This window comes from Halorubrum lacusprofundi ATCC 49239 (assembly GCF_000022205.1).
Taxonomy (GTDB): Archaea; Halobacteriota; Halobacteria; order Halobacteriales; family Haloferacaceae; genus Halorubrum; species Halorubrum lacusprofundi.
In genome coordinates this window covers 1,395,765-1,418,229 of sequence record NC_012029.1, presented here as the reverse complement: position 1 = coordinate 1,418,229, position 22,465 = coordinate 1,395,765, and the positions used below count along the sequence as shown (strand labels likewise).

The window sequence follows — 22,465 nt, the reverse complement described above, 5'->3', positions numbered from 1 at the left end:
GGCACGTGCCTGGCCGACGGCGCCCGCTTGGCCGATCGCGTGTGCGTGTTTATTTAGAAATAATCCAGAAAATCGTCTGTTATTTTTCTAATCTCGTTATATTGTACACACCAAAACAATTATACCGATGATCGGGTATGTTGTATTCAGAAACTAACTGATGCGACACTACGTGTGCGGGCCACCTATTTCGGACCGGTCACGGATCGGAACCGCCGGCGGATCGATCGCTCCAGCGCGGCGCGGGACCACCACGGAGGAGCCGGTTCGCCGATGAGCGAGTGGACGCCGACGACGTGTATGCGGTGTGCCGTCGGGTGCGGTCACCTCCAGCAGGGGTACACCAACAACTACGGACTCGACACCGTCCGAGGCGACGCGTCCCATCCGGTCAACCGCGGCCTCGCCTGCCAGCGCGGGGTCAGCGAGACCGCGGACCCCGACGGGGACTGGCTGACGCGGCCCCTCGTCAGGGAGGACGGCACCCTCGTCCCCACGAGCTGGGAGACGGCGATCGGGACGGTCGTCTCGCATATCGAGGACGCGCTGGCCGAAACGAGGGACGGCGTCGCGGTGCTGGGAAGCGGCCAGCAGACGAACGAGGCGGCGTACGCGCTGGGGAAGCTCGCGCGGGGCGGCTTCGGCACCCGGTACTACGACGCCAACACCACCCTCTGTATGGCCTCGGCCGTCACCGCCTACTACCAGGCGTTCGGGAGCGACGCGCCGCCGCCGACCTACGAGGACATCCCCGACGCCGAGACCCACGTGATCTGGGGCGCGAATCCCGCGGTGGCGCACCCCGTGATGTACCGGTGGATCGCCGACAGCGCGAGCGACGACGACAGCGAACTGATCGTCGTCGACCCCGTCGAGAGCGAGACCGTCGACGACGCCGACCTGCACGCGCAGGTCGACCCCGGCACCGATCTGGCGTTCGCCCGGGCGGTGTTAGCGCAGACCGTCGCCGACGACGCCGTCGACCGCGAGTTCGTCGCGGAGGCGACGACCGGCTTCGAGGCGACGGTCGACTCGTTGCCCTCGGTACGGGAGGCGGCGGAGACCGCCGGCGTCTCGGTCGAGACGGTCGAGCGCGTCGCCGAGGCCATGACGGACTCGGCGCTCGTGTACTGGGGGATGGGCGTCAACCAGAGCGTGCAGGGGACCGCGACCTCGCGGGCGCTCATCGACCTGTGTCTCGCGACCGGGAACCTCCGGCCGGGAAGCGGACCGTTCTCGCTGACCGGGCAGGCGAACTCGATGGGGACCCGCGTCTGCTCGTCGAAGGGGACGTGGCCCGGTCAACGCGGGTTCACCGATCCGGAGGAGCGGCAGTTCATCGCGGACGAGTGGGAGATTCCACGAAGCCGACTTCCGGACGATCCGGGTCCGGGACCCGTCGGGATCGTCGACGCCGTCGCGGACGGGCCGCCCGAGGTGTGCTGGACGGTGGCGACGAACCCGGTCGCGGGGATGCCCGACGCGAGCGAGGTCAGAAGCGCGCTCGACGACGCCTTCCTCGTCGCGCAGGACGCCTTCCGGACCGAGACCGTCGAGCTGGCGGACGTGGTGTTGCCGGCGGCGACGTGGGGCGAGTCCGAGGGGACCGTCACCAACATGGAGCGCCGGATATCGCGGGTCCGCGCCGCCACGGAGACCTCCCCGAAGATCAAACAGGACCTCGACATCATCGTCGCGATCGGCGCCGCGATCGACGGGGAGCTGTTCCCCCGACCCGCGCTCTCGCCGGAGTCGGTGTTCGACGAGCTGCGCGCGCTGACCGCGGGGACGCCAGCGGATCTGTCGGGGATCTCGTACGACCGGCTGGAGGCGGAGCGCGCGGTCCGGTGGCCGGCTCCGTCACCGGAAGCGGAGGGCGGCTACCGCTACGTCGACAACGACGGCTGGTCGTTCCCCACGCCGTCGGGTCGCGCTCGGTTCTCGACGGGGGCCCATGACGGCCTCGCCGAGCCGACCGACGACGAGTTCCCGCTGACCTTGACGACCGGCCGGCAGGCCGACGCGTACAACACCGGCGTCCGCAGTCGCGGCACCGGGACCGACGACCCCCCGATGGCGCGGATCCACCCGGAGACGACGCTGGAGTACATCGAGTCGTTCGATCGCGGGAAGACGGTCGTCTCGTCGCGGCGGGGGTCGGTGACGATTGCGGTCAACCCGGACGACGGCGTGCCGAAGGGGATGGTGTGGCTGCCGATCCACCACCCGGCCGTGAACGCCCTCACGCTCCCCGTCGTCGATCCCGAGTCAGACGAGCCGAACCTCAAGCAGTGCGCGGTCGACGTCCGGGCGCCGCAGCCGTCGAACCCGTTGGTCCACGAGGGCCAGCCCACCGTGGACGGCGAGCCCGCACCGACGGACGACTGATGGCCTGCCGCCGCCGTCTCGCGGGACTCGGAGAGCGACGACCGGCTCGACCGCAGTATACTCCATGGTTATTCATGCGAAAAAAGAATTATGCCGGATGAGAGAAAACGGAGAGCCAAGTTGAGCCGAGAACAGCACACGAATGAATATAAAAATGACTCGTATTGGAACAATATCGAACTGTAATCGCTAATGACTGATCGGGAGCCAACAACCTGTATGCGGTGCGCGGTCGGTTGTGGCTACCAACAGCGCGCCGGCGACGACGGGGAGTTCCTCGACGTTCGAGGCGACGACGACCACCCCACGAACGGGGGCAAGACCTGCAGTCGGGGGGTCCGCGAGACGATCGACCCGAGCGGCGAGCGGGTGACCGAACCGCTGATCCGCCGGGGCGGGACGCTCCGGCCGACCGACTGGGACACCGTTCTCGGGACCGTTTCGGTGCGGATTATCGAGGCGCTCAGGAACGGGAACGACAACGTCGCGGTGCTGGGAAGCGGCCAGCAGACGAACGAGGCGGCGTACGCGCTGGGAAAGCTCGCGCGCGGCGGCTTCGGCACCCGGTACTACGACGCCAACACCACTCTCTGTATGGCCTCGGCGGTGCAGGCGTACGTGCAGGCGTTCGGGAGCGACGCGCCGCCGCCGACGTACGACGACATCCCCGACGCCGAGACCCACGTGATCTGGGGCGCGAATCCGAAGATCGCCCATCCCGTGCTGTATCGCAGGATCGCCGACAGCGCGGGCGGGGACGACGGCGAACTGATCGTCGTCGACCCCGTCGAAAGCGAGACGGCGGCCGACGCCGATCTGCACGTCAGCCCGGAGCCGGGGACGGATCTGGCGCTGGCGCGAGCCGTGCTCGCGCAGGTCGTCGACGACGGCCTCGTCGACCGCGAGTTCATCGAACACCACACCGAGGGGTTCGAGGCCATGGTCGGATCGCTGCCAGACGTCGACGTCGCGGCCGAGACCGCCGGTGTCCCGGTCGAGCGCGTCTCCGAGCTGGCCGCGGCGTTCGACGCTCGGACCCTCGTGTACTGGGGAATGGGGGTCAACCAGAGCGTTCAGGGGACCGGAACCGCCCGCTCGTTGATCGACCTCTGTCTGGCCACCGGCAACCTGGGACCGGGCAGCGGCCCCTTCTCGTTGACCGGACAGGCGAACTCGATGGGGAACCGCGTCTGCGCCTCGAAGTCGTCGTGGCCGGGATACAGACCGTTCGACGACACGGCTCACCGCAAGGCTATCGCCAACGCGTGGGGCGTTCCGCTGAGCCGGCTTCCCGACTCGTCCGGGCCGGGGTTCGTCCGGATCATCGACGAGCTGGCGCGGGACAACGTCGACGTCTGCTGGACGGTGGCGACGAACCCGGTCGCGGGGATGCCCGACGCGAACCACGTCGAGAGCGCCCTCGAAGACACGTTCCTGATCGTCCAAGACGCGTTCCGCTCCGACACCGTCGAGCTGGCGGACGTGGTGTTGCCGGCGGCGACGTGGGGCGAGTCCGAGGGGACGGTGATGAACATGGAGCGGCGTGTCTCACGAGTCTCGGCGGCGCGCGAGCCGCCGGCCGACGTTCGGCAGGACGTGGACATCATCGGCGCGGTCGCCGACCGTGTCGTTTCGGATCTGTTCGATTCGACGCGGCTCGACCCCGAAGCGCTGTTCGACGAGGTCAGCGCCCTGACGCGCGGCACGACGGCCGACCTCTCGGGGATCTCTTACGAGCGGCTGTCCGAGGAGCTGGCCGTCCGGTGGCCCGCCCCGGACGAGACCGGCGAGGGCGGGTACCGGTACTACGACGGGGACGGCGCGGACGCCGAAGACGCCAGGGACGCAACCCCCGACGACGCGGACGGCCGATGGTCGTTCCCGACCGACTCGGGCCGAGCGCGGTTCTCGAACGCGTCTCACCGGGGCGTGCCGGAGCCGATCGACGAGGCGTACCCCCTCACGCTCACCACCGGCCGTCGTCCGGACGCGTACAACACCGGGGTCCGGACTCGGCCTGACGCTGACGACGACGGGAGCGCGACGGCCGCGCGGATGCACCCCGAGACGATCGCCGACAACCTGCGGGCGTTCGACCGGGGAGAGACGGTGATCGAGTCCCGTCGCTCCGCGGTGACGGTCGGGGTCGCGCCCGACGCCCACGTGCCGCCGGGGCTCGTCTGGCTCCCGGTCCACAACCCGGCGGCGAACCGACTCACGCTGTCCGCCGCGGACCCGGAGTCGGCCGAGCCGAACCTCAAGCAGTGCGCGGTCGCGTTGCGTGCCCCGGACCGGACCACCACCGATATCACCGGCAGTTCGGGACAACTGAACGGGACCGGATCCCACTCCTAGGCGGTTCCAAGCCGCCGGTTGCGCTTTCAGCCGTTCTACCGAGGGATCAGCTTCGCCGCCGCCGGGAGTCGAGACCTGACGGCGTTCGACGTCGATCCCGGACCTCCGGCCGCACGGCGGTCGACGGCTACCGATCCACACCGTGTGCCATCTAGTCATATGATCGTGATTAAACAACTAAAACAGATCAGCGAACAGTTCGACAGAAGCCGTTCTTTCGAGAATACCTCAATAAAGTTCTTAATTTTTAATTTCTTTCAAATATGGCCGAATAATCCGCCGTGCGAGTAGTTGTTGAGAATATCTTACTATATCCCACTAGAATGTTAGTATTGTCAACCGATTTGTTTATTAATAGCCAGTATGTGTCGTTGTAACGTGAGAAAGACCATGTTCAAACAATTTGAACCACAAGTGGTGTGCGATTCGGATTCCGATCCCGCCGGATCTTCACCGAGCCGTCCACTCCACCGTGAGAACGTCGTCGATCGGTCGTTCGAGAGCCACGAAACTGCAGACGTTCTCGACCGTTCCGCGGGAGGTGACTCGCGGTGAAGCCGACCGACCTGCTCTACGGCAAGTACCGGAACCTCATTCTCGCGACGGCCATGTTCAACCTCGGATTCGTAATCTGGTTCTCGTTCGCGCCGTTCACCGGCGGTATCGCCGAGGAGTTCGGGCTCTCAGTCCAACAGCTCGGGGTCGTCGCGAGCGCGGCCATCGTCGCCGTCCCCCTCGGTCGCATCGTCATCGGGCCGCTGACGGATCGGTTCGGGGCGAACGTCACGGGCGGCGTCACGCTCGTCGTCGTCGGGACGTTCGCGATCATCAGCGCGTTCTCACAGACGTACGAGGTGTTCACCGCCTCACGGATCGTCGCGTCGCTCTCGGGGATCACGTTCGTCATCGGCATCCAGCACGTCGCCGAGTGGTTCGAGGAGGAGAACCTCGGGACCGCGGAAGGGATCTTCGCCGGAATCGGCAACGCCGGGGCCGGGCTGGGCGCGTACTTCACCCTGCCGCGGATCTTCGGTGAGGGATACGTCGACCCGATATTCGGCTCGGCGTTCCTCGCCACCTCGTCGAACTGGCGGGCGGCGTTCTTCTACACCGGCGCGCTCGCGGTGCTGCTCGGTGTCGTCTACTACGTCTTCGGGGCCGCCGCGAAGAGCGAGGCGAAGCGGGAGGCGACGAAGGCGGGCGTGAGCTGGGAGCAGTGGCGGTTCATCGCGACCCGCTACGGCGCGGTCGTCCTCTCCGTCGCGTACGTGATGTCGTTCGGCCTCGAACTCGCGATGAACGGCTGGCTCGGGACCTACTACCGCGAGGCGTTCGGCCAGGGCGACATCGTGATCGCCGCGTCGTTCGCGGCGACGTTCTCGGTCGCCGCCGGGCTCCTCCGGCCGATCGGCGGGTACGTCAGCGACGTGGTCGCGCGCAACGAGCGGGACATCCTCCCCGTCTTCGAGGGTGAGTACCGCAACCAGTGGACGTTCGCCGCGCTCTCGTTCGTCGTACTGTCGATGTTCGGCATGACGCTCGCCGGGCTGACGGGGAACATCTACGTCGCCGTGGTCGCCGGCTTCCTCGTCGGCACCGGCTGCGCGTTCTCCGAGGGCGCGATCTTCGCGCAAGTGCCCGCGATGTTCCCGGACAACTCCGGATCGGTGGCGGGGATCGTCGGCGGGATCGGAACGGTCGGAGGCGTCGTCTACCCGCTCGCGTTCTCCGCCGCGTTCCTCCCGAACCTCCACGTCGGCTACGCGATCGTCGGCGCGTCGATGATACCGATCTTGGGGCTCGTGGCGTGGGTGTTCCAGCCGAAGATCGCGGAGCGCGCGAACGACGACGGATGGTTCGTCTCCGGCGAGCGGATCGTCGCGACCGGCGACGACGACTGAGTCGCGCGAGGTCTCGCGGCCTTTAAAAATCAGTCCCGACGGTGTCCGAGCGGCTTCTTCTGGTCGACCTCGACCTCGACGTGGATCGAGTCGGGGAAGTCGCGACCGACGACTTCGCGGGCGATGTCGTCCGCGCCGTGGATCTCCATCGAGCGCTTGTACACGTCGTAGTTCCACGGCGAGAACTCGTCGCCGGCGCGGAGCTGTTTGTAAAGTGGAACGCGGACGGTCTCGGCGGGCGTGGCGTGTGGACCCTTACACTCCGCGCCTTTCCGTTCGAGCGTCGATTTGAGGTCTTGGACGGTCTCGGCGAGCACGTCGTGGTCGCCGGACGCGAAAGAGAGTTTCGTGACGAAGGTCATGGCTGGGGCTTGTTCGTTGATGGTGGCCCAAGGAGTAAAAACGCATCTACCGCGAACGGGACGTAAAATCCGATGTCGATCTGCACGTATAAAACACCGGCAGCGGGCGACTAACGGCGCGCAGATCGGTCGAAGAAGGCTGCAACGGCCGATGTGTTTGCGACTCCGACACCCTCTTTAGGGGTGGTCGCTTACCTGACGCTAATGACGGTCGAAGCGACCAGTGCCGGAGCCATCCTCTTCCGCGACACCCGCGGCGAACGGGAGTACTTGCTCCTGAAGAGCCGACCGGGGGACTGGGAGTTCCCCAAGGGCGGGATCGAGGGGGACGAGGAGCTCCAGCAGACGGCGATCAGGGAGGTGTCGGAGGAGGCCGGAATCGAAGATTTCCGGCTGATCGACGGCTTCCGCAAGGAGTACGACTACGTGTTTGAGGCGAACGGCAACACCATCCACAAGACGGTGCACCTGTTCATCGCGCGCTCGTTCGAAGCGAGCGCCGAAATCTCGAACGAACACCGTGACCTGCAGTGGCGCGACTACGATCAGGCGCTCAACACGATCACGCAAACAGGCCCCCGAGAGATCTTAGAGGACGCCCACGACTACCTCGACGAGCGGAAAGACGGGGACACCGGCGAGTACGTCTAAGCGGATACTCTCGTTCCATTCCGCCCCGTTCACTTTTAAACTGCCGCCGACTACCACAACCGTGACTCCGGACGCCGAGTTCGGCTACGAGCTGTTGGTCTGTCGGTACGCCGAGCTGGCGTGGTACCCCGGAGAGGGTCCGCGTCCGGCAGTCGTCGCCCGCCAGCTCGGCACCAAAGAGCGCCGCTGGGACACGGTCGTGATAGAGGTCGATCCGGCGGCGTTCGCAGCCCGCCGTGCGTTCGGCGATCGGACCATCGATTCCGACCTCCTCCACGTGGTTCGCCACGCCCCCGCCGAGTGGGCGTGGTACCGCGACGCGCTCCCGCATCCCGGCTATCCATGGCGCTACGTTCGACAGGCGGTCCACCGCGCTGCCGGCCGCGAGCTGATCGAGAAGCGACGGCGGAACAACCGGATTCAGCTCCGCCGGAAGCGACCGTATCCCGATTGGGTCAAGCGGATCGTCGCGATCGAGAACAAGCCGGATCTCGATCGCTCTGCGGCCGACCGGCTCGCCGACCAACTCGCTCACGACGTCGAAACCTGCCTCGCTGACGAGGCGTGGCTCGCCACCGAGACGACCGGCGAGCGCGTCGAGCCGGCCCTGCTCCGCGAGATGCCCGTCGAGGCCGGCATCCTCGCGACCGATTTCGAGGGAGGCGTCGGCGCCGATGCGGCCGACGTGGCGTGGCATCCGAGCGATCTGGCGCCCGCGGAACACGAGCGCCGCGACCCTGAGACGGTGACCCGCCGGCTGGAGATAGCCGAGCGAGCCTACGGGAAGGGGTGGCGCTCCTTCGCCGACACGATGCGGCCGGACTGCCGACACTTCGAACTTCGCCGCAACGGGCAAGCGCTCGTCCCGTACTGCGCGGCCAAGGAGACGGTCCCGACCGCACGAGAGTGTTCGGGATCCTGTGCGTCGTTCTCGCCCGAACCGCCCCAGTGGCGGACGAAGGGGTGGCCCATCGAGGGCGGCCCCGGGAAGGGGCTCGAACTGGTCCTCGACCGCCGACGAGAGCGAGAGCGCGACCGGGTCGCCGACGGCGACGGCGAGAGCGACTAGGTCGGTCCTACGCCAGCGCCGCCGCCAGCTTCTCGACCGGGTGCGGCGGCTCGGGGGCACCGCCGTCGCGCTCCTTCAGTTGGCTCCGGCAGGAGGCACCGGGAGCAACGACCTCGTCACCGTCGCTCTCGGCGACCTGATCGAAGAGGATCCGGCCGATCGCCTTGCTCATCGAGTAGTGCTCGGCCTCGTAGCCGAACGAGCCCGCCATCCCACAGCAGGAGGAGTCGAGCGGATCGACCCCGTACCCCGCACGTCGGAGCACGCCGACCGCGTGATGGTCCTTCTTCGTCGCCTTCTGGTGGCAGTGCCCGTGATACGTGAGCGATTCGGTGGGCGCGTCGAGGTCGATATCCTCGTCGAGCCGGTGGGCGTCGACGTACTCCATGACGCCGTAGGTGTTCGCCGAGACGGTCGCCACGTCGGCGTCGGGCACGTCGCTGGCGTCGCCGTCGAGCAGGTCGTGGTAGTCGGTCTGCAGCATCACGGCGTCGGTGGGCTCGACGACCACCACGTCCCAGCCGTCGGCCACATCTGGTACGAGCGTCTCCACGGCGTCTCTCGCCGCCGCGCGCGACTCGTCGAGCATCCCCTTCGAGTGCGGGGGGCGCCCGCTCCCGTCCACATCGGGGATTCGGACGTGGCAGTTCGCGGCCTCCAGCACGCGCACCGCGGCCTTCCCCGCACCGGGGTTCGTGTAGGTGGTGTACACGTCGGGGAACAGCAGTACGTCGCGGTCGGCCTCGGCTCGGGGAATCCCCGCGCCGCCGCGGGCCTCGAACCAGTCGGTCAGGCTCTCCGAGCGGAACGTGGGGAGGTCACGCTCCTTCGCGATCCCGAGGGCCTTCTCCATGACGAGGCCGGCGCCGGGGATCTTCCCGGGGAGGTTCGAGAGGGGCGCGAGCGTCGAGCCGATCGGCGCGAGCGATTCGAAGTTGCCGAGCAGTCGGGTCCGCAGGTCGATCCCGTGTTCCTCGTGGTGGGCGTGTTCGACCTCGGCTTTGAGCTTCGCCATGTCGACGCCGCTCGGACAGTCCTTCGTACAGCCCTTACAGCCGACACACAGATCCATCACCTCGGTGACGAACTCGTCGTCGGTCGGGTCGTCGGGGAGTTCGCCGTTCATGGCTCCGCGGAGCATGTTCGCCCGGCCGCGGGTCGCCTGTATCTCTTCTTCGGAGGCGCGATAGGTCGGACACATCACGCCGCCGGTGGTCTCCTGCGGGCCGCGACACCCGCCACAGCCGTGACAGAGCTCGACCATCCCCTGCATCCCGTTGTCGATCGCCCACTCCATCGCGGGGTCGAAGCCGGCGTCGTACTCGTACTCCGAGTCGAACCGGAGGTTCTCGCGCATGTCGTGGTCGCCGCAGACGTTTCCGGGATTGAGCAGCCAGTCGGGGTCGAAGGCGGTCTTGAGGTCGCGGAAGGCGTCCCAGAGGTCGTCGCCGTACAGCTTCCGGTTCCACTGGGTCCGGGCGCGGCCGTCCCCGTGTTCGCCCGACACCGACCCGCCGAGCCGGACCACGGCGTCGGTGACGCGGTCGGCGATGTCGACCATCGCGTCCACGTCGTCCACGTCTTTCGTGTTGATCAGCGGCCGGATGTGGAGTACGCCCGGGCCGGCGTGCGCGTAGAAGGTCGCGAAGGTGTCGTTGTCGTCGAGGATCTCCTGGAACTCGCGGGTGTACTCGGGGAGGTGTTCGGGCGGGATCGCGCAGTCCTCGATGAAGGAGATGTGCTTTTCGTCTGTGGTGCGCGACAGGAGGATCGGGAGTCCGGCCTTGCGCATCTTCCAGAACCGGTCGCGCTTTTCGGGGTCGTGCGCTTCCATCGCGTCGACCGCGCGGCGGGGCTGGCTCGTCGTCTCGGCCGCGCCGTCGCTCGGCTCCGCCATCGTCGCCGGGCGGGCACGGTCGGCCGTCGCACCCACCCGATCCGCGATCAGGTCCGCGACCTTCTGTTTCCCATCCACGTCGCTGTCGGCGTAAAACTCGACGAGGAGGACGGAGTCGGTCCCCTCGGGCAACATCCCCACGACGCCCTCGAACTCGGGCGTGTCGGCCGCGAGGCCGAGGAGCACGTCGTCCATCACCTCGACGGCGGCGGGGTCGTGGTCGAGGATCGGCGCCACATCCTCCATCGCGTCCAGCAGGTCGTCGTAGGTGAGCAGCGCCACCGCCTTCGTCTCTGGAATCTCGACAAGCGAGACGGTCGCTTCCGTGACCGTCGCGAGGGTCCCTTCGCTGCCGGCCATGAGCCGACCGAGGTTGACGACGCCCGCCTCGCCGTACTCGCCGCGGTACTCGGCGAGCAGGCGGTCGAGGTTGTAGCCGGAGACGTTCCGCTTCATCTCCGGGAAGCGCTCGTCGATCGCGCCCGCCTCCTCGTCGAGGATCCGGACGATCTCGGCGTGGATCCGCGGTAGGAGGTCGTCGCTCTCGGCGTCTGCGGACTCTCGTAGCTCCTCGACGGCGACCTCTCCGAAGGTCGTCACCGTCCCGTCGGCTAACACGACCTCCAGCTCCTCGACGTAGTGGTCGGTTTTCCCGTACTTCAGCGAGTGCGACCCGGTGGAGTTGTTGCCGATTGCGCCGCCGATCGCGGACTTGTCGCGCCACGCCGGATCGGGCGCGAACTTCAGCCCGTGGGGCTCGACCGCGGCGTTGAGGTCGCCGACGTACGCCCCCGCCTGCGCTCGGGCGGTCCCCGCCTCCGGATCCGTCGACAGCACCTCGTCCATCGAACCGGTGAGATCGAGGACGACCGCCTCGTTGACGGTCTGGCCCGCGAGCGACGTGCCGCCCCCGCGGGGCAACACCGGAATCCCCTCTTCGTAGCAGTACTCGTGGACCGCCGCCACGTCCGCCGTCGACTCCGGCACCACGACGCCGATCGGTGTGACCTCGTACGCCGAGGCGTCGGTCGCGTACAGCCGCTTCGAGTACTCGTCGAACCGCACGTTGCCATCGACCCGGTCTTCCAGCGCGTCGACGAGGCCCGGGCGCTCTACCGCGCCGCCAGTGTAATCGAAGTCCCCCCCGTCCCGCGGATCCGGATCCGGCGTGTTGGTCGCCATGCGAATCCCTCACGGTCGGACCGTGAAAAACCTCTCCCAGTCGTCGAATCATGAGAACCTGCCTTCCCGGATCGCGGAGGTGAGCCGGACGCGGGGGCAACCGAAAACGTCGCGGGCACCGTCTGACGGGCGTCGTTCGACAACGAACGCTTATTAGGCGCGCTCGTGACCGTATCGAATATGAACGCTGTTCCGGAGGAGATCACGTCTCTCGTCGGTCGCGAGGTGTATTCGAACAACGGCGTCTTCGTCGGCGAGATCGAGGACGTACGCCTCGATCTGGACGCGCAGGCCGTGACCGGGCTCGCGCTCGCGGAGCTCAACCATGAGCTGTTCGCTGGGCGCGTCGACAGGAACACGGGCGTCATCGTCCCGTACCGCTGGGTCCGTGCCGTCGGCGACGTTGTGCTGATAAACGATGTCATCGAACGCCTCGACACCGGGACCGACGAACCCGAGGCCGAGGCGGAAGCAGAAGTCTAGCGGAGGACCGCCAGTCCGAGATCGCTGGGCCGCTCTCGCGGCGTCAGAAGGGAAGCGCGTCCCGCAGGCTCGTTAGGAGCCCACCGCCCTCCCGCCGCTTGCGGTCGAACACTGGGTACAGTGCGTCGAGGAACTCCGTCTTGTTTTCGAACCGGCTCTGTGGCACCTGATCGAGCGCCTCGCCGAGCGTGATCGTCCGCCCTTTGCCGTCGTAGGGAATCTCGCGGTCGCCGAGAGCGTGGCGGACCTCCTCGGCCGTCGCCGGGAACGACACGTCCGCCTTCCCGATCTGTTCGTCGAGCACGGCGATGCCGAACTCGATCGCGTCCGGCTCCGACGATCCGCCGCCGCCGGGTGGGCGTGCTGCCATTGCGGCGTGGTACTCGCTCTGGCCTTTTTAAACCCATGTTCGGCGAGCGGCCGGTGGGCCGCTCCGACCGCTCCGCTCAACGTCGCAGATGCGGTCACTCCGGGAGTGACTCCTCCGGCGGCGCTGCGTCGAGGACCGCCAGCTCGATCCCGTTGCCGGCGCGGTCGAACGCAGCGACCGCGTCGTCGTCGTACGGCGGGACGGCGACGAGCACGACCGCCGCGAGGTCGTCCCTCTTCGACACGCCGAGGAATCCGTTCGGGTGCGAGATGAACCGTGCCCCGCCTCGTCCGGCGGGCGTCCCGATATCGACCCCGAACACCGCGTTCACCGACCCGCCGACCCCCGCGGGTGTGAAATGGGTCACCACCGGCATCGACGGGTCGAGACCGGTGTCTTCGTCGAACTCGCCGGCACGAGTAGCCGAAAGCCGCAGGCTCGTCGCGTCGGGATCGCGCTCGGCGGCTTGGTCGAGCAACACCGTCAACAGGTCGCGCGTGATGTGGATCACGAGCAAACGGGCGCCGACACGGTCAGATCCCGAGCGCCGAGCGCAGGGTCCGCGCGTACAGTCCGGGTGCCTTGCGGCGCGACCCGGAGAGCGCGTCCTCAACGGCGAGGGCGGCCCGCTCGTCCACGCCGACGCCGTGGCCCACGCGCACCCGCTCCGGGTTCAGTCCGGAGAGTGCCTCGATCGGCGGCATCAGCCGGAGCATCGGATGGACGCCGAGGCGCTCACGATCGCCACGGAAGTACGAGGCGGAGCCGAGCGACTCGGGGACGATCAGCGTCTCGCCGTCGAAGAAGCCGACCTCCTGCCACGGGGGGATCATGGAGTCGCGGATCCGAAACGCCTCGAACCCCGAGTCCGCCAGCCGCGAGCCGAACCGCTCGACGGGGGCGTCGATCTCCTCTGCGACACCGGTCATCCAGTCGGCGACGTAGACGGGAACGTCGTGTCGGGTCGCGATCGCTGCGCTGTCGCGCTTGTGACGGTCGAGCCCGACCACGACGCCCGCGACCGTCCCGAGATCCGCCAAGAGGTCGTCGACGCCGGGCGCGTCGACCGGGTCGAACACCCAGACGTCGTCCGTCTCGCTCTCCTCGTTCGGGACCGCGATCGCGTGGCTCGCCCGCTCCATCGCCTCGCCCGGGTACGCGATCCAGCCGACGCCGCGGTCGAAGCGATCGATCTCGTGGAGGTCCGCGTCGCCGTCAGCTTTCAGTTCCATAACACGTATTTAGTCCGGATCCTTTTCAACCCTCTCCGGCGGGACCGCTGAAACGCCGAATTGCTCAAGCCTATCCTGAGAACTCCGACTCGCTCACCCGGACGATCACCGTCTCGTCGACGTCGCGGAGGTCGTACTCGGGCGTCTCGCCCTGCGTTCGCCGAACGTAGAGGGGTTCGACCGGCCGGCCGTCGACGAGCCCGAACACCTTCAGTCGCTGATCGGTCTCCTCGGGGGGGACGGCGCCGTCGCGCACCTCGCGGGCGAGGTCGCGAGAGAGCCACTCGTCGGGGGAGACCGATGGCTCGCGAACGAGCGCCTCGTCGACGAAGCGGACGAGGTACCAGTTGAGGTCATTTAAAAGCGACACCGCCGCGCCGAGGCTTACGGTGTCGACGGCGACGCTGTTCTCGAACGGCTCCTCAATCTCGTAGGTCGCGAGCGCGTCCCGGGCCGTTTCGCGGGACAGCAGCTCGTAGGTGAGATTCACGTCCGGATCGCCGAGGAGACACACCCGCGTCACACGCTACCGGACTCGGCCGCTCCACAAATCGGTTGCGGTCGTTCGTCTCGGCGGTCCAGAAGAGTCGTCGCCGGCTCAGAACGTCGACACGTCGCCGTCGATGACGCTGCGAGTCACGTCGGTGACGTTTGCCAGCTCGCGATCGACGATTTCGAGGACCTTCGGTTCGATGTCTCCGAGCGCGACGCCGTCCTCGGTGACGAGCTGCGCGTCGGCGACGTGGGGCTCGTCGATCGGGCGCCCGATCTGCGAGAGCAGGCGGACCTGCAGGTCGCGGATCCCGTCGACCTCCTCGGTGACGGACTCCGCGATCCGGGTCGACAGGAGGTTGTAGATCTTCCCGATGTGGTTGACGGGGTTCTTCCCGGAGGTCGCCTCCATGGACATGGGCCGGTTCGGAGTGATGAGCCCGTTCGCGCGGTTGCCGCGTCCCACGGACCCGTCGTCGCCCTGCTCCGCGGAGGTGCCGGTGACGGTGAGGTAGACGGAGCCCTCGTCGTAGTCGTCGGCGGTGTTGACGTCGACGTGGACCTCCCGGTCCGTGCGCGACTCGGCCAGTTCGGTGACGAACTCGCGCACGTTCTCGACCGCGTCGTCGTACTCGTCGAGCCCGTCGACGTACCGGTCGACCATCGCGGCCGCGACGGTGATGTCGATCCGGTCGCCCTCGCGTTTGCCCATGATCTTCACGTCCGGCCCGAGCTCGGGATGATCCGCGTGGTAGGTCGTGTTGAGTTCGTGCTCGGCCTCGTAGACGATCGTCTCCGTCTCCGTCAGGGGCGCGTGGCCGACGCCGAAGGAGGTGTCGTTGGCCATCGGCACCTGCTGGGTCTCCTCGCCGAACACGTCTTGGAGGTCGCCCGACCCCTCGCCGAGCTTCACGTCGATGATCACATCGGTACCGTACTCCAGCTCCGGGATCGCCTCAGAGAGGTAGTCGCGGGCGGCCGCGAGCGCGGTCGAGTCGACCGGGAGCTGCTCGCCTTCGTACTCCTTCGTGGCGCGCCCGACGATGAGCACGTAGAGCGGCTCGACGACCTCGCCGCCGCCGTACGCGGGGGCGGCGCGGCCGGCGACCAACTGCGTCTCGTCGGTGTTGTAGTGAAGCACCTTCCCGACGCGGTCCAAGTAGAGCTGCGAGAGCGCCCGCGACACCGACTCCGCGATACCGTCGCAGATCGAATCCGGGTGTCCGATACCCTTCCGCTCGACGATCTCGACCTCCTGGTCCTCGACCGCTCGACGATCGAGGCGGCTAACCTGAATGTTCCGGTCCATTACGTTTCGGTACTTGGCCGGCGGCAGTATAACTTGCGGAAACCTCCCGGGACCGGGTAATGCTCTCTAGTTATCGTTTGGCAGGTATTGCCCTTACCTCGCGGCTACTTCCCCCCTACTTCGCCGCCTCGTAGGCGTCCGCCATCACGTCGAGCGCCTCGCGGAGCTCGCTTTCGTCGGTCGCGTACGAGATCCGAGCGTGGCCGCGCCCGTGCTCGCCGAACGCCTCGCCGGGAACGACGACCACGCCGCGGTCAAGACACTCGTCGACGAACCCCTCGGGCACCCGCGGCATCGCGTAGAACGCTCCCTGCGGCGTCGGGCAGTCGATGCCGATTTCGTCGAAGCCGTCGAGGAGGAGGTCGCGGCGGCGCTCGAAGGAGGCGGTCATCTCGTCGACGACCCCGTGATCGCCCCGCAGCGCAGCCTCAGCGGCGTACTGGGCAGGCGCCGACGCGCAAGCCTGCGCGTACTGGTGGACGCGCAGCATGCGCTCCACGCGCTCCTCGGAGCCGTACACCCATCCGAGCCGCCAGCCAGTCATCGAGAACAGCTTCGAGGCCGAGTTGATCACGACGACGTTGTCGGTCTCGGTGAACTCCATCGGCGAGTAGTGTTCCCCCTCGAAGACGGTGTACTCGTACACCTCGTCGGAGATACAGAGCACGTCGTGCTCGTCGGCGATCCGCGCGAACTCGCGCACGTCTTCCTCGGAGGAGACCGCGCCGGTGGGATTCCCGGGCGAGTTCACCACGAACGCGACGGTGTCGTCGGTGATCGCCGCCTCGATCGCGGCGGGGTCGATCGTGAGGTCGTCGCGCAGCGGGACCGGGACCGGTTCGCCCCCGGTCAGCTTCGTCAACGCGTCGTAGGAGACGAACCCCGGGTCCGGAATCAACACCTCGTCACCGGCGTCGACGTGCGCCTCTAAGGCGATGTGGAGCGCCTCGCTGCCGCCCGCAGTGGCGATCACGTTACTCGGGTCGAGGTCGATCCCCTGATCCGTCCGGTGTTTTTCGGCGATCGCCTCGCGAAGCGACCGAGTGCCCTTATTTTCGGTGTAGGCGTCGGCCTTCCCGGCTTCGATGGCATCGATCGCCGCCTGCCGCGCGTGGTCCGGCGTCGGGAAGTCGGGCTGGCCGAGCCCGAGGTTGATCGCGTCGTCGCCGGCCGCCTCGAACACCTCGCGGATCCCGCTGATGGAGATCCGTTCGACCCTGTCGGAGAAGTTCGGCATACCCGTTCGGGGGCGCTGCCGGGAGTTAGTTCTTGTCACGTCGCGTCCGCTCCCAGACCGGTCGCCGCTCGTCGCGGCCGGGCGGCTGTCGGACCCGCCCGTCCTCGTCGACCGGGAGCGCGAACCGCCCGCGGAGCACGCTGAGCACCTCTTCTGGCGTCGCGCGGAGCAGCGCGTCGTCGACCGCCCGGAGCCGGAGCTGCGGGCGGCCGTCGCCCGCGGGCATCTTGATCGCCTCGATCAGGCCGCGCCGCACGAGGGCTCGCCGGTCGTCGGTGAGGTCCTGTCCAGCGGCGATCCCGACGCCTTCGGCGCTCCCCCCGTCTGCTCCGTCGCCGATCCACCGCCGCAGGTCCCACAGCAGGTGATCGTGGCGCGCCGCCAGCGCGACGAGGAGCGTCCGGTCGGTGACCTCACCGGTCCGTCCGACCGCGCCGTACGGGAGCGCGTCGAGCACCGCCGCCACGTCGTCCGCGAACCTGTCGTCGAGCGTCTCGCAGGCGGCCGCGAGCAGGCGGCTTCGCGCGGGCATATCGACGGTCTCGGGCGTCGCCGCCGCGAACCGCTCGCGCACCGCTCGGCCCGCGGGCGTGACTCGTTTCGGCGCCTCCTCGGTAACGAGTGTTCGATCCTTCTCCGGTCCGACGACCGCGTCGATTCGGTCCGGCGACGCGAACAGAATTCGCTGGACGTCTGGTTCGTCCGCGACCGTCCGAAGCTCGATCGCTCCCTCCGCGACCGCCTCGGCGACCGCGGTGCCGAGGACGAACGCCCGGCCAAGCGCGTCGGCGACGCCCGGCCGACAGGCGACCCGCCATGTTCCTCCCCTTGTGCGCTCTCTCGCGGCGAGTATCGGGGGGAGAAGCGCAAGTGGGACGCCGACGGCGACGATCGCGGACCGACCGGCAAGCGCCGATTCGATCGCGTCGGCTAGCCCGTCATCGGCCTCATCGAGCGCGACGGCGACTTCGGAGGGGTCGTCGCTGTCGGGATTCGAAGTGTCTTCGCCAGCCGTCGGCGGAGCCATACGCTCTGTGGCGGCGGAGTCGGAAAGAACGTTGCGCCGCTGCCGACTACGGCGCCCGGCCGAACACCAGGTACCCGGTGTGGCCGACGCCCGCGGTCGAGGGGCGGGAGCCGCGGTCGGAGAAGTCCATCTCCCGTTGAATCGTTTCGAGCGTCTCGACGCCCTCAAAGCCGGCCTCGCGGGCGGCGAGGGCGGCCTCGCGGGTCCCCTCGACGAACGGGGAGTAGACGGCGAGGTACCCTCCGGGCGCGAGCAGGTCGTCCGCGCGCTCGACGACTTCGGGGGCGTCGCCCGTATCGAGCGTTAACACGTCAAAGGGGTCCTCGTCGGCGAGCGCGTCCAGTTCCTCGGTGAGGTCGCCGGTGCGGACCTCGACGCGGTCTGCCACGCCGGCGGTCACCATGTTCCCGCGGGCGACCTCGGCGAACTCGGAGTCGATCTCGTAGCTGGTCACGTCGGCGCCGGCGCGACCGAGGTATGCTGCGAGGATTCCCGACCCCGTGCCGGCGTCGAGCACGCGATCGCCGCCGGAGGCGCCGGTGTGGCCCATTACGAGCCCCACGTCGCGGGGCATCATCGGCGCGCCGGTGCGTTCGAGGTGGTTGAACAGGTCCGGGCCGCGAAGCTCGCGGACCTCGAAGACGGTGCCGAGATGCGTCTCGACGGTGTCGCCGCCCTCGACGTCTTCGGGGACCTCGAGGACGCCGAGGTCGGTGCCGAACTCCTCGCCCGGCTCTAGCAGGTACTCCCGGTCCTCGTGGACCAGCAGGTACGCGGCGTCGGTCACTCCAGATCCGCGATCGCGGCCGCGAGGTCGCCGTCGGCGTCCTCCAAGGCCTCTCGGGCCGTCGACTTCGGGACCCCAGCGCGCTCGGCGACGAGCGCCACATCCTCGTCGGGGATGGCGTCGGTCACGCCCGCGTCGCGTTCCGTCGCGTCGACCGACCCGTCCCCGCCCTCGACCGCCGAGGGGCTCCCGCCGGCACCGGCGTCGGCGACGGTTTCGGGCGACCCGACGATCTGGTAGGTCTCCTGACCCTGAGCGTCCATCTTGGTCACCTGGGCGTCGTCGAAGACGAGGTCGTCGCCGTCGGCCGTCTCGATGACGACCCGCTCGGCGTCGAGCTCCTCGACGTCGATCCCCATCTGTTTCATCATCTGTTTCATCTTTCGCGGGTTCATGCCGCCTCCTCCGAACATACGCCCGAATTCGGCGGGACGACACAAAAAGGGTGGCGACACGGGCCGAGGAGGTGGCGATCGGGGTCGCTCGCGAGTACTCCCCCCGGCAAACGCGACTACCGCTCCCGGCGAACGCGACCGAGAGAGCGGGTTTCATACGTCCCCGAATTCGAGGTCGGGTATGTATCTCGCCGACCACACGTGGCCGGAACTTGGGGAGGCGCTGTCGGACGAATCCGTTGCGCTCGTTCCGCTCGGCTCCACGGAACAGCACGGCCCGCACCTGCCGCTGGCGACCGACCATCTGATCGCCGAGGCGCTCGCGAGCGCGGCCGCCGAGGAGACGGGCGCCGTCCGCACCCCCACGGTCACCGTCGGCGTCAGCCCGCACCACCGGCAGTTCCCGGGCACGATGTGGGTCGACCCGCCGGAGTTCCGCGACTACGTCGAGGGGTTCACCCGGAACCTCGCGTATCACGGGATCGACCGCGTCGTGTTCGTGAACGCCCACGGCGGTAACGTCCAGCACCTCCGGGAGGTCGGACGCCGGCTCCACGAGGACGAGACGGCCTACGCGATCGAGTGGATGTGGGACGAGTCGATCCCGGAACTCGTCGACGACTTATTCGAGCACAACGGACCCCACGCGGGACCGAAGGAGACCGCGATGATCACCCACATCGCCCCGGAGCTGGTCAAGACGGACCGACTGGAAGACGCTCGCGACGACGGACTCGTCCACCTCGACGAGTCGGACGCGGTGGTCCACGGCGCTCGCACCTACTACGACGCGGTCGATAACTCCGCGAACGGGGCGTTCGGCGACCCGACCGACGTGACTCCCGAGAAAGCGGAGCGCCTGTTCGAGGCCGCAAGCGACCAACTCGTCCAGTTGGTCGAGTGGCTCGACGCCCGCGACCGCGCGGAGCTGTTGCCGAAAGATCGCGTCGAGTAGCGCTCCCTGTCTCCTTTTAAATCACGTCGTCGTGGCCGGGGAGAATCGGATCGAGCGCGGCGTCCAGTTCCGGGCGACGCCCGTCGAGAATCCCGAACCGCTCGTTGCGGCGCCGTTCCAGCCACCGCAGCAGCCGGGCGGCCCAGTCGAGTTTCCGCGCCTTCATCGGGTCCACGTCCGGGTCGTCGAAGTCCCACCCCGGGAACACGAGGCGACCAGCGCCGACGTGGTCCGCGAGGAAGGCGGCGCGGTCGCCGTCGGTGAACCCGCCAAGATTTCGGATCGGGCCAACGGGGGCCGCCTGCGTCGTCGCCAGCGTCGCCTCGTCGGCGAACCGGGGGAGCCACTCGCGGACCGCGGGGATGTTGTCGCCGTGGGCGTGGGCCGCGACCGGGACTCCCTCGTGTGTCAACGCCGCCGCGGTCTCAGGGTTCTTGTCGAGGTCGGTGACCATGCAGTCGACGTCGACGCCGCGGTCGCGGAGGGCGTCGGCGGCGGTGGAGGCGGCGACGACGACATCGGCGTTGCGGGCGATTTCGACTTCGTCGCTGAGGCACGGGGCGGCGCCGGCTATCGCCACGGTCTCGCCGCGCCAGTCGCCGAGCCGGTCGAGGGGGAACGGCGTCGCGATATCGGCCGCGACGTCGCGAGCGCGTTCGTCGGCTGCTCGGTCGAAGCCGAAGTCGGAGAGGATCGCCTCGTAGACGGGTTCAAAGATCTGGAAATTCATTCGTGAGTCCCCGCTGTCGGTGCGGCGATCTTGCAGCGATTGCTACCGCCCGATCGCAGCGGCGGACGGCGCCGCCGCTGGCGGGGTCGTATATGGTATGGGCCGGAGTAGCACAGAGTACCCCTACCCGCGTGCCCCTCCGGCGTCCAGTGAACGGGTTGTCTGCACGACGGCATAAACTTTCTCTTACTTGGAGCCGTCGTCGATCGATTCCAGCGCGGCGTCGAGCGCGTCTGAAACGCCCGAAACGGCCGATCGAACCGCAGACAGCGCGGCTACTGTTCCGACGAGCAGTCCGGATTCGCCATTTGTGGGGGCCCCGCCGTCGGTGGCCGAGGGGGGAACCGCGGTCTCGGCGGCGTCGGAACCGGCGAGGGCGAACGCCGCGCCGACGCCGGGCTCGGCGGTCGCCGCTCGGAGCGCGCCGACGGCCTCGTCGGTGAGCCCGCGTAGCTCGTAGGTGCGAACGGCCGCGTCGCCGGCGACGGACTGGTCGGCGTCCAGCCGGTCGAGGTGGCGCTCGGCCTCCCGAACGGTCGTCACGTCGAGTTCCTCGACGGCGATGTCGCTGGGCCCGTCGTCCGAACGGACCCGATCGCGGGCGAACTCGGCGCCGACGAGTGCCGCGTCCCGCGTCTCGGCCACATCGTGGGTGCGGATCACGTGTGCGCCGCGCTCGACTGCCATCGAGGTGGCGGCGAGCGACACCGGAAGGGCCTCCTCGGTACTCCGTCCCGCGATCGTCTTGAGGAAGCTCTTGCGGTTGATCGAGACGAGCAGCGGGCGACCGTAGCCGCGGAACTCCCGTAGCCGGTGGAACGTCTCGCGGTCGTCGGCGTGGGTTTTTGCCTTCGACCAGCCACCGAACGCGGGGTCGAGGATCGTCTTGTCGGTGAGGCCGTTCATCGACAGCGCTTCGTAGATCTCGTCCACGTCCTCGATGGCACCCGGTCGCTCCAGATCTGGCGGCGAGGCCATCTTCGAGACGGCCGCGTCGTGTTCGCGGCAGACGCGGGGCATCTCGGGATCGGCGAAGCCGCAGATGTCGTTGACCATGTCGAACCCGCGTGCAAGCGCCTCGTCGGCGACCTCGTGGTAGCGGGTCTCGATCGACCAGACGGCGTCGCCCGAGGTCGACTCCAGCGTCTCGATCGCGGTGTCGAGCCGATCCAACTCCTGTTCGGCCGAGAGCACGTCTAAGTCCTTGTTGGCCGATTCGAGCCCGACGTCGACGATGTCGGCGCCCTCGCCGATCAGCTCCTCGTCGACGTACTCGGCGGCCTCGCCCGGGTCGTCGTACACGCTCGGGTCGTACGGCGACTCCGCGGAGACGTTGAGTACGCCCATGATCCGAGGCGGGTGGTCGTCGCCGATCTCGAGCCCCGCGGCGTCCACGTTTCGCATACGCTCACCACGAGCGCGAGCGATATAAACGGGACGAGTGCACGAAGTGGACGAACGGCGCGGGCGGGCGGGACCGCCGATAGATTGGATGACCGAGAGATGACCGGTGGCGGGTCGTCGGACCGGTGGCGGGTCGTCGGACCGGTGGCGGGTCGTCGGACCGGTGGCGGGTCGTCGGACCGGTGGCGGGTCGTCGATCGGTCCGCACTCGCGACGAGACGTGTCAGTGTGAGACATGA

General features: G+C 68.1%; 20 protein-coding genes. 7 read left to right on the top strand and 13 right to left on the bottom strand.

All coding sequences use genetic code 11. The features are described from left to right. Nucleotides 1–273 precede the first annotated feature (273 nt). The 3 genes from nasA (HLAC_RS06980) (at nucleotide 274) to HLAC_RS06970 (ending at nucleotide 6,644) form a co-directional block, all read left to right on the top strand. Nucleotides 274–2,388, top strand: coding sequence for an assimilatory nitrate reductase NasA (gene nasA / locus HLAC_RS06980; RefSeq protein ID WP_015910136.1), 2,115 nt, complete (start codon nucleotides 274–276; stop codon nucleotides 2,386–2,388). A gap of 192 nt (nucleotides 2,389–2,580) precedes the next feature. Beyond that, complete coding sequence (gene nasA, locus HLAC_RS06975) at nucleotides 2,581–4,743, top strand: assimilatory nitrate reductase NasA (protein WP_015910135.1); 2,163 nt, start codon at nucleotides 2,581–2,583, stop codon at nucleotides 4,741–4,743. A 551-nt stretch (nucleotides 4,744–5,294) separates the two neighbouring features. After that, nucleotides 5,295–6,644, top strand: a complete 1,350-nt coding sequence (locus HLAC_RS06970) for an MFS transporter (protein ID WP_015910134.1) — start codon at nucleotides 5,295–5,297, stop codon at nucleotides 6,642–6,644. Between the two features lie 29 nt (nucleotides 6,645–6,673). Here HLAC_RS06970 and HLAC_RS06965 read toward each other — a convergent pair whose 3' ends face one another. Then, nucleotides 6,674–7,006: an uS10/mL48 family ribosomal protein gene (locus tag HLAC_RS06965; protein ID WP_015910133.1), complete on the bottom strand. Its 333-nt coding sequence runs from the start codon at nucleotides 7,004–7,006 to the stop codon at nucleotides 6,674–6,676. A 204-nt stretch (nucleotides 7,007–7,210) separates the two neighbouring features. Here HLAC_RS06965 and HLAC_RS06960 point away from each other — a divergent pair, with 204 nt between their 5' ends. Together HLAC_RS06960 and HLAC_RS06955 are read left to right on the top strand one after the other, a co-directional pair. Continuing rightward, nucleotides 7,211–7,657: a bis(5'-nucleosyl)-tetraphosphatase gene (locus HLAC_RS06960; RefSeq protein WP_015910132.1), complete on the top strand. Its 447-nt coding sequence runs from the start codon at nucleotides 7,211–7,213 to the stop codon at nucleotides 7,655–7,657. 61 nt (nucleotides 7,658–7,718) lie between these two features. Then, the gene (locus tag HLAC_RS06955; RefSeq protein WP_015910131.1) at nucleotides 7,719–8,726 is read left to right on the top strand and encodes a DUF5787 family protein; all 1,008 of its coding nucleotides are present in this window, start codon (nucleotides 7,719–7,721) and stop codon (nucleotides 8,724–8,726) included. Between the two features lie 7 nt (nucleotides 8,727–8,733). Here the strand turns inward: HLAC_RS06955 and HLAC_RS06950 are convergent, their stop codons facing one another. After that, nucleotides 8,734–11,805, bottom strand: coding sequence for an FAD-binding and (Fe-S)-binding domain-containing protein (locus HLAC_RS06950; protein ID WP_015910130.1), 3,072 nt, complete (start codon nucleotides 11,803–11,805; stop codon nucleotides 8,734–8,736). Nucleotides 11,806–11,985: 180 nt separating this feature from the next. On the opposite strand from HLAC_RS06950, the gene HLAC_RS06945 reads away from it, so the two are divergent. Then, nucleotides 11,986–12,288, top strand: a complete 303-nt coding sequence (locus HLAC_RS06945) for a PRC-barrel domain-containing protein (RefSeq protein WP_015910129.1) — start codon at nucleotides 11,986–11,988, stop codon at nucleotides 12,286–12,288. A 43-nt stretch (nucleotides 12,289–12,331) separates the two neighbouring features. Here the strand turns inward: HLAC_RS06945 and HLAC_RS06940 are convergent, their stop codons facing one another. The 9 genes from HLAC_RS06940 to HLAC_RS06900 form a co-directional block, all read right to left on the bottom strand. Continuing rightward, complete coding sequence (locus HLAC_RS06940) at nucleotides 12,332–12,658, bottom strand: DUF5789 family protein (protein WP_015910128.1); 327 nt, start codon at nucleotides 12,656–12,658, stop codon at nucleotides 12,332–12,334. A gap of 94 nt (nucleotides 12,659–12,752) precedes the next feature. Further along, the gene (locus HLAC_RS06935) at nucleotides 12,753–13,169 is read right to left on the bottom strand and encodes a JAB/MPN domain protein-containing protein (protein WP_015910127.1); all 417 of its coding nucleotides are present in this window, start codon (nucleotides 13,167–13,169) and stop codon (nucleotides 12,753–12,755) included. Between the two features lie 22 nt (nucleotides 13,170–13,191). Next, entirely contained in the window at nucleotides 13,192–13,884 is a 693-nt protein-coding gene (locus tag HLAC_RS06930) for a hypothetical protein (protein WP_049933686.1), read from the bottom strand. 76 nt (nucleotides 13,885–13,960) lie between these two features. After that, nucleotides 13,961–14,413 (bottom strand): DUF5804 family protein, encoded by a 453-nt coding sequence (locus HLAC_RS06925; protein WP_015910125.1) that lies wholly within the window; start codon nucleotides 14,411–14,413, stop codon nucleotides 13,961–13,963. A gap of 75 nt (nucleotides 14,414–14,488) precedes the next feature. Then, a complete protein-coding gene (locus tag HLAC_RS06920; protein ID WP_015910124.1) occupies nucleotides 14,489–15,691 on the bottom strand; it encodes a methionine adenosyltransferase in 1,203 nt (400 codons plus the stop codon). 115 nt (nucleotides 15,692–15,806) lie between these two features. Continuing rightward, nucleotides 15,807–16,928 carry a pyridoxal phosphate-dependent aminotransferase gene (locus HLAC_RS06915; protein WP_015910123.1) on the bottom strand — a complete coding sequence of 374 codons (1,122 nt, stop codon included), beginning with the start codon at nucleotides 16,926–16,928 and terminating at the stop codon, nucleotides 15,807–15,809. Between the two features lie 25 nt (nucleotides 16,929–16,953). After that, nucleotides 16,954–17,955, bottom strand: a complete 1,002-nt coding sequence (locus tag HLAC_RS06910; protein WP_015910122.1) for a transcriptional regulator TbsP domain-containing protein — start codon at nucleotides 17,953–17,955, stop codon at nucleotides 16,954–16,956. Nucleotides 17,956–18,001: 46 nt separating this feature from the next. Further along, the gene (locus HLAC_RS06905; protein ID WP_015910121.1) at nucleotides 18,002–18,742 is read right to left on the bottom strand and encodes a methyltransferase domain-containing protein; all 741 of its coding nucleotides are present in this window, start codon (nucleotides 18,740–18,742) and stop codon (nucleotides 18,002–18,004) included. After that, complete coding sequence (locus HLAC_RS06900) at nucleotides 18,739–19,155, bottom strand: nascent polypeptide-associated complex protein (RefSeq protein ID WP_049933381.1); 417 nt, start codon at nucleotides 19,153–19,155, stop codon at nucleotides 18,739–18,741. The genes HLAC_RS06905 and HLAC_RS06900 overlap by 4 nt, the downstream gene beginning before the upstream one ends. Nucleotides 19,156–19,318: 163 nt before the next feature. On the opposite strand from HLAC_RS06900, the gene HLAC_RS06895 reads away from it, so the two are divergent. Further along, entirely contained in the window at nucleotides 19,319–20,092 is a 774-nt protein-coding gene (locus HLAC_RS06895) for a creatininase family protein (RefSeq protein ID WP_015910119.1), read from the top strand. Between the two features lie 16 nt (nucleotides 20,093–20,108). Here HLAC_RS06895 and HLAC_RS06890 read toward each other — a convergent pair whose 3' ends face one another. Together HLAC_RS06890 and folP are read right to left on the bottom strand one after the other, a co-directional pair. Further along, the gene (locus HLAC_RS06890; RefSeq protein ID WP_015910118.1) at nucleotides 20,109–20,822 is read right to left on the bottom strand and encodes a 6-hydroxymethylpterin diphosphokinase MptE-like protein; all 714 of its coding nucleotides are present in this window, start codon (nucleotides 20,820–20,822) and stop codon (nucleotides 20,109–20,111) included. 186 nt (nucleotides 20,823–21,008) lie between these two features. Beyond that, nucleotides 21,009–22,226: a dihydropteroate synthase gene (gene folP / locus HLAC_RS06885; protein WP_015910117.1), complete on the bottom strand. Its 1,218-nt coding sequence runs from the start codon at nucleotides 22,224–22,226 to the stop codon at nucleotides 21,009–21,011. Nucleotides 22,227–22,465 lie beyond the last annotated feature (239 nt).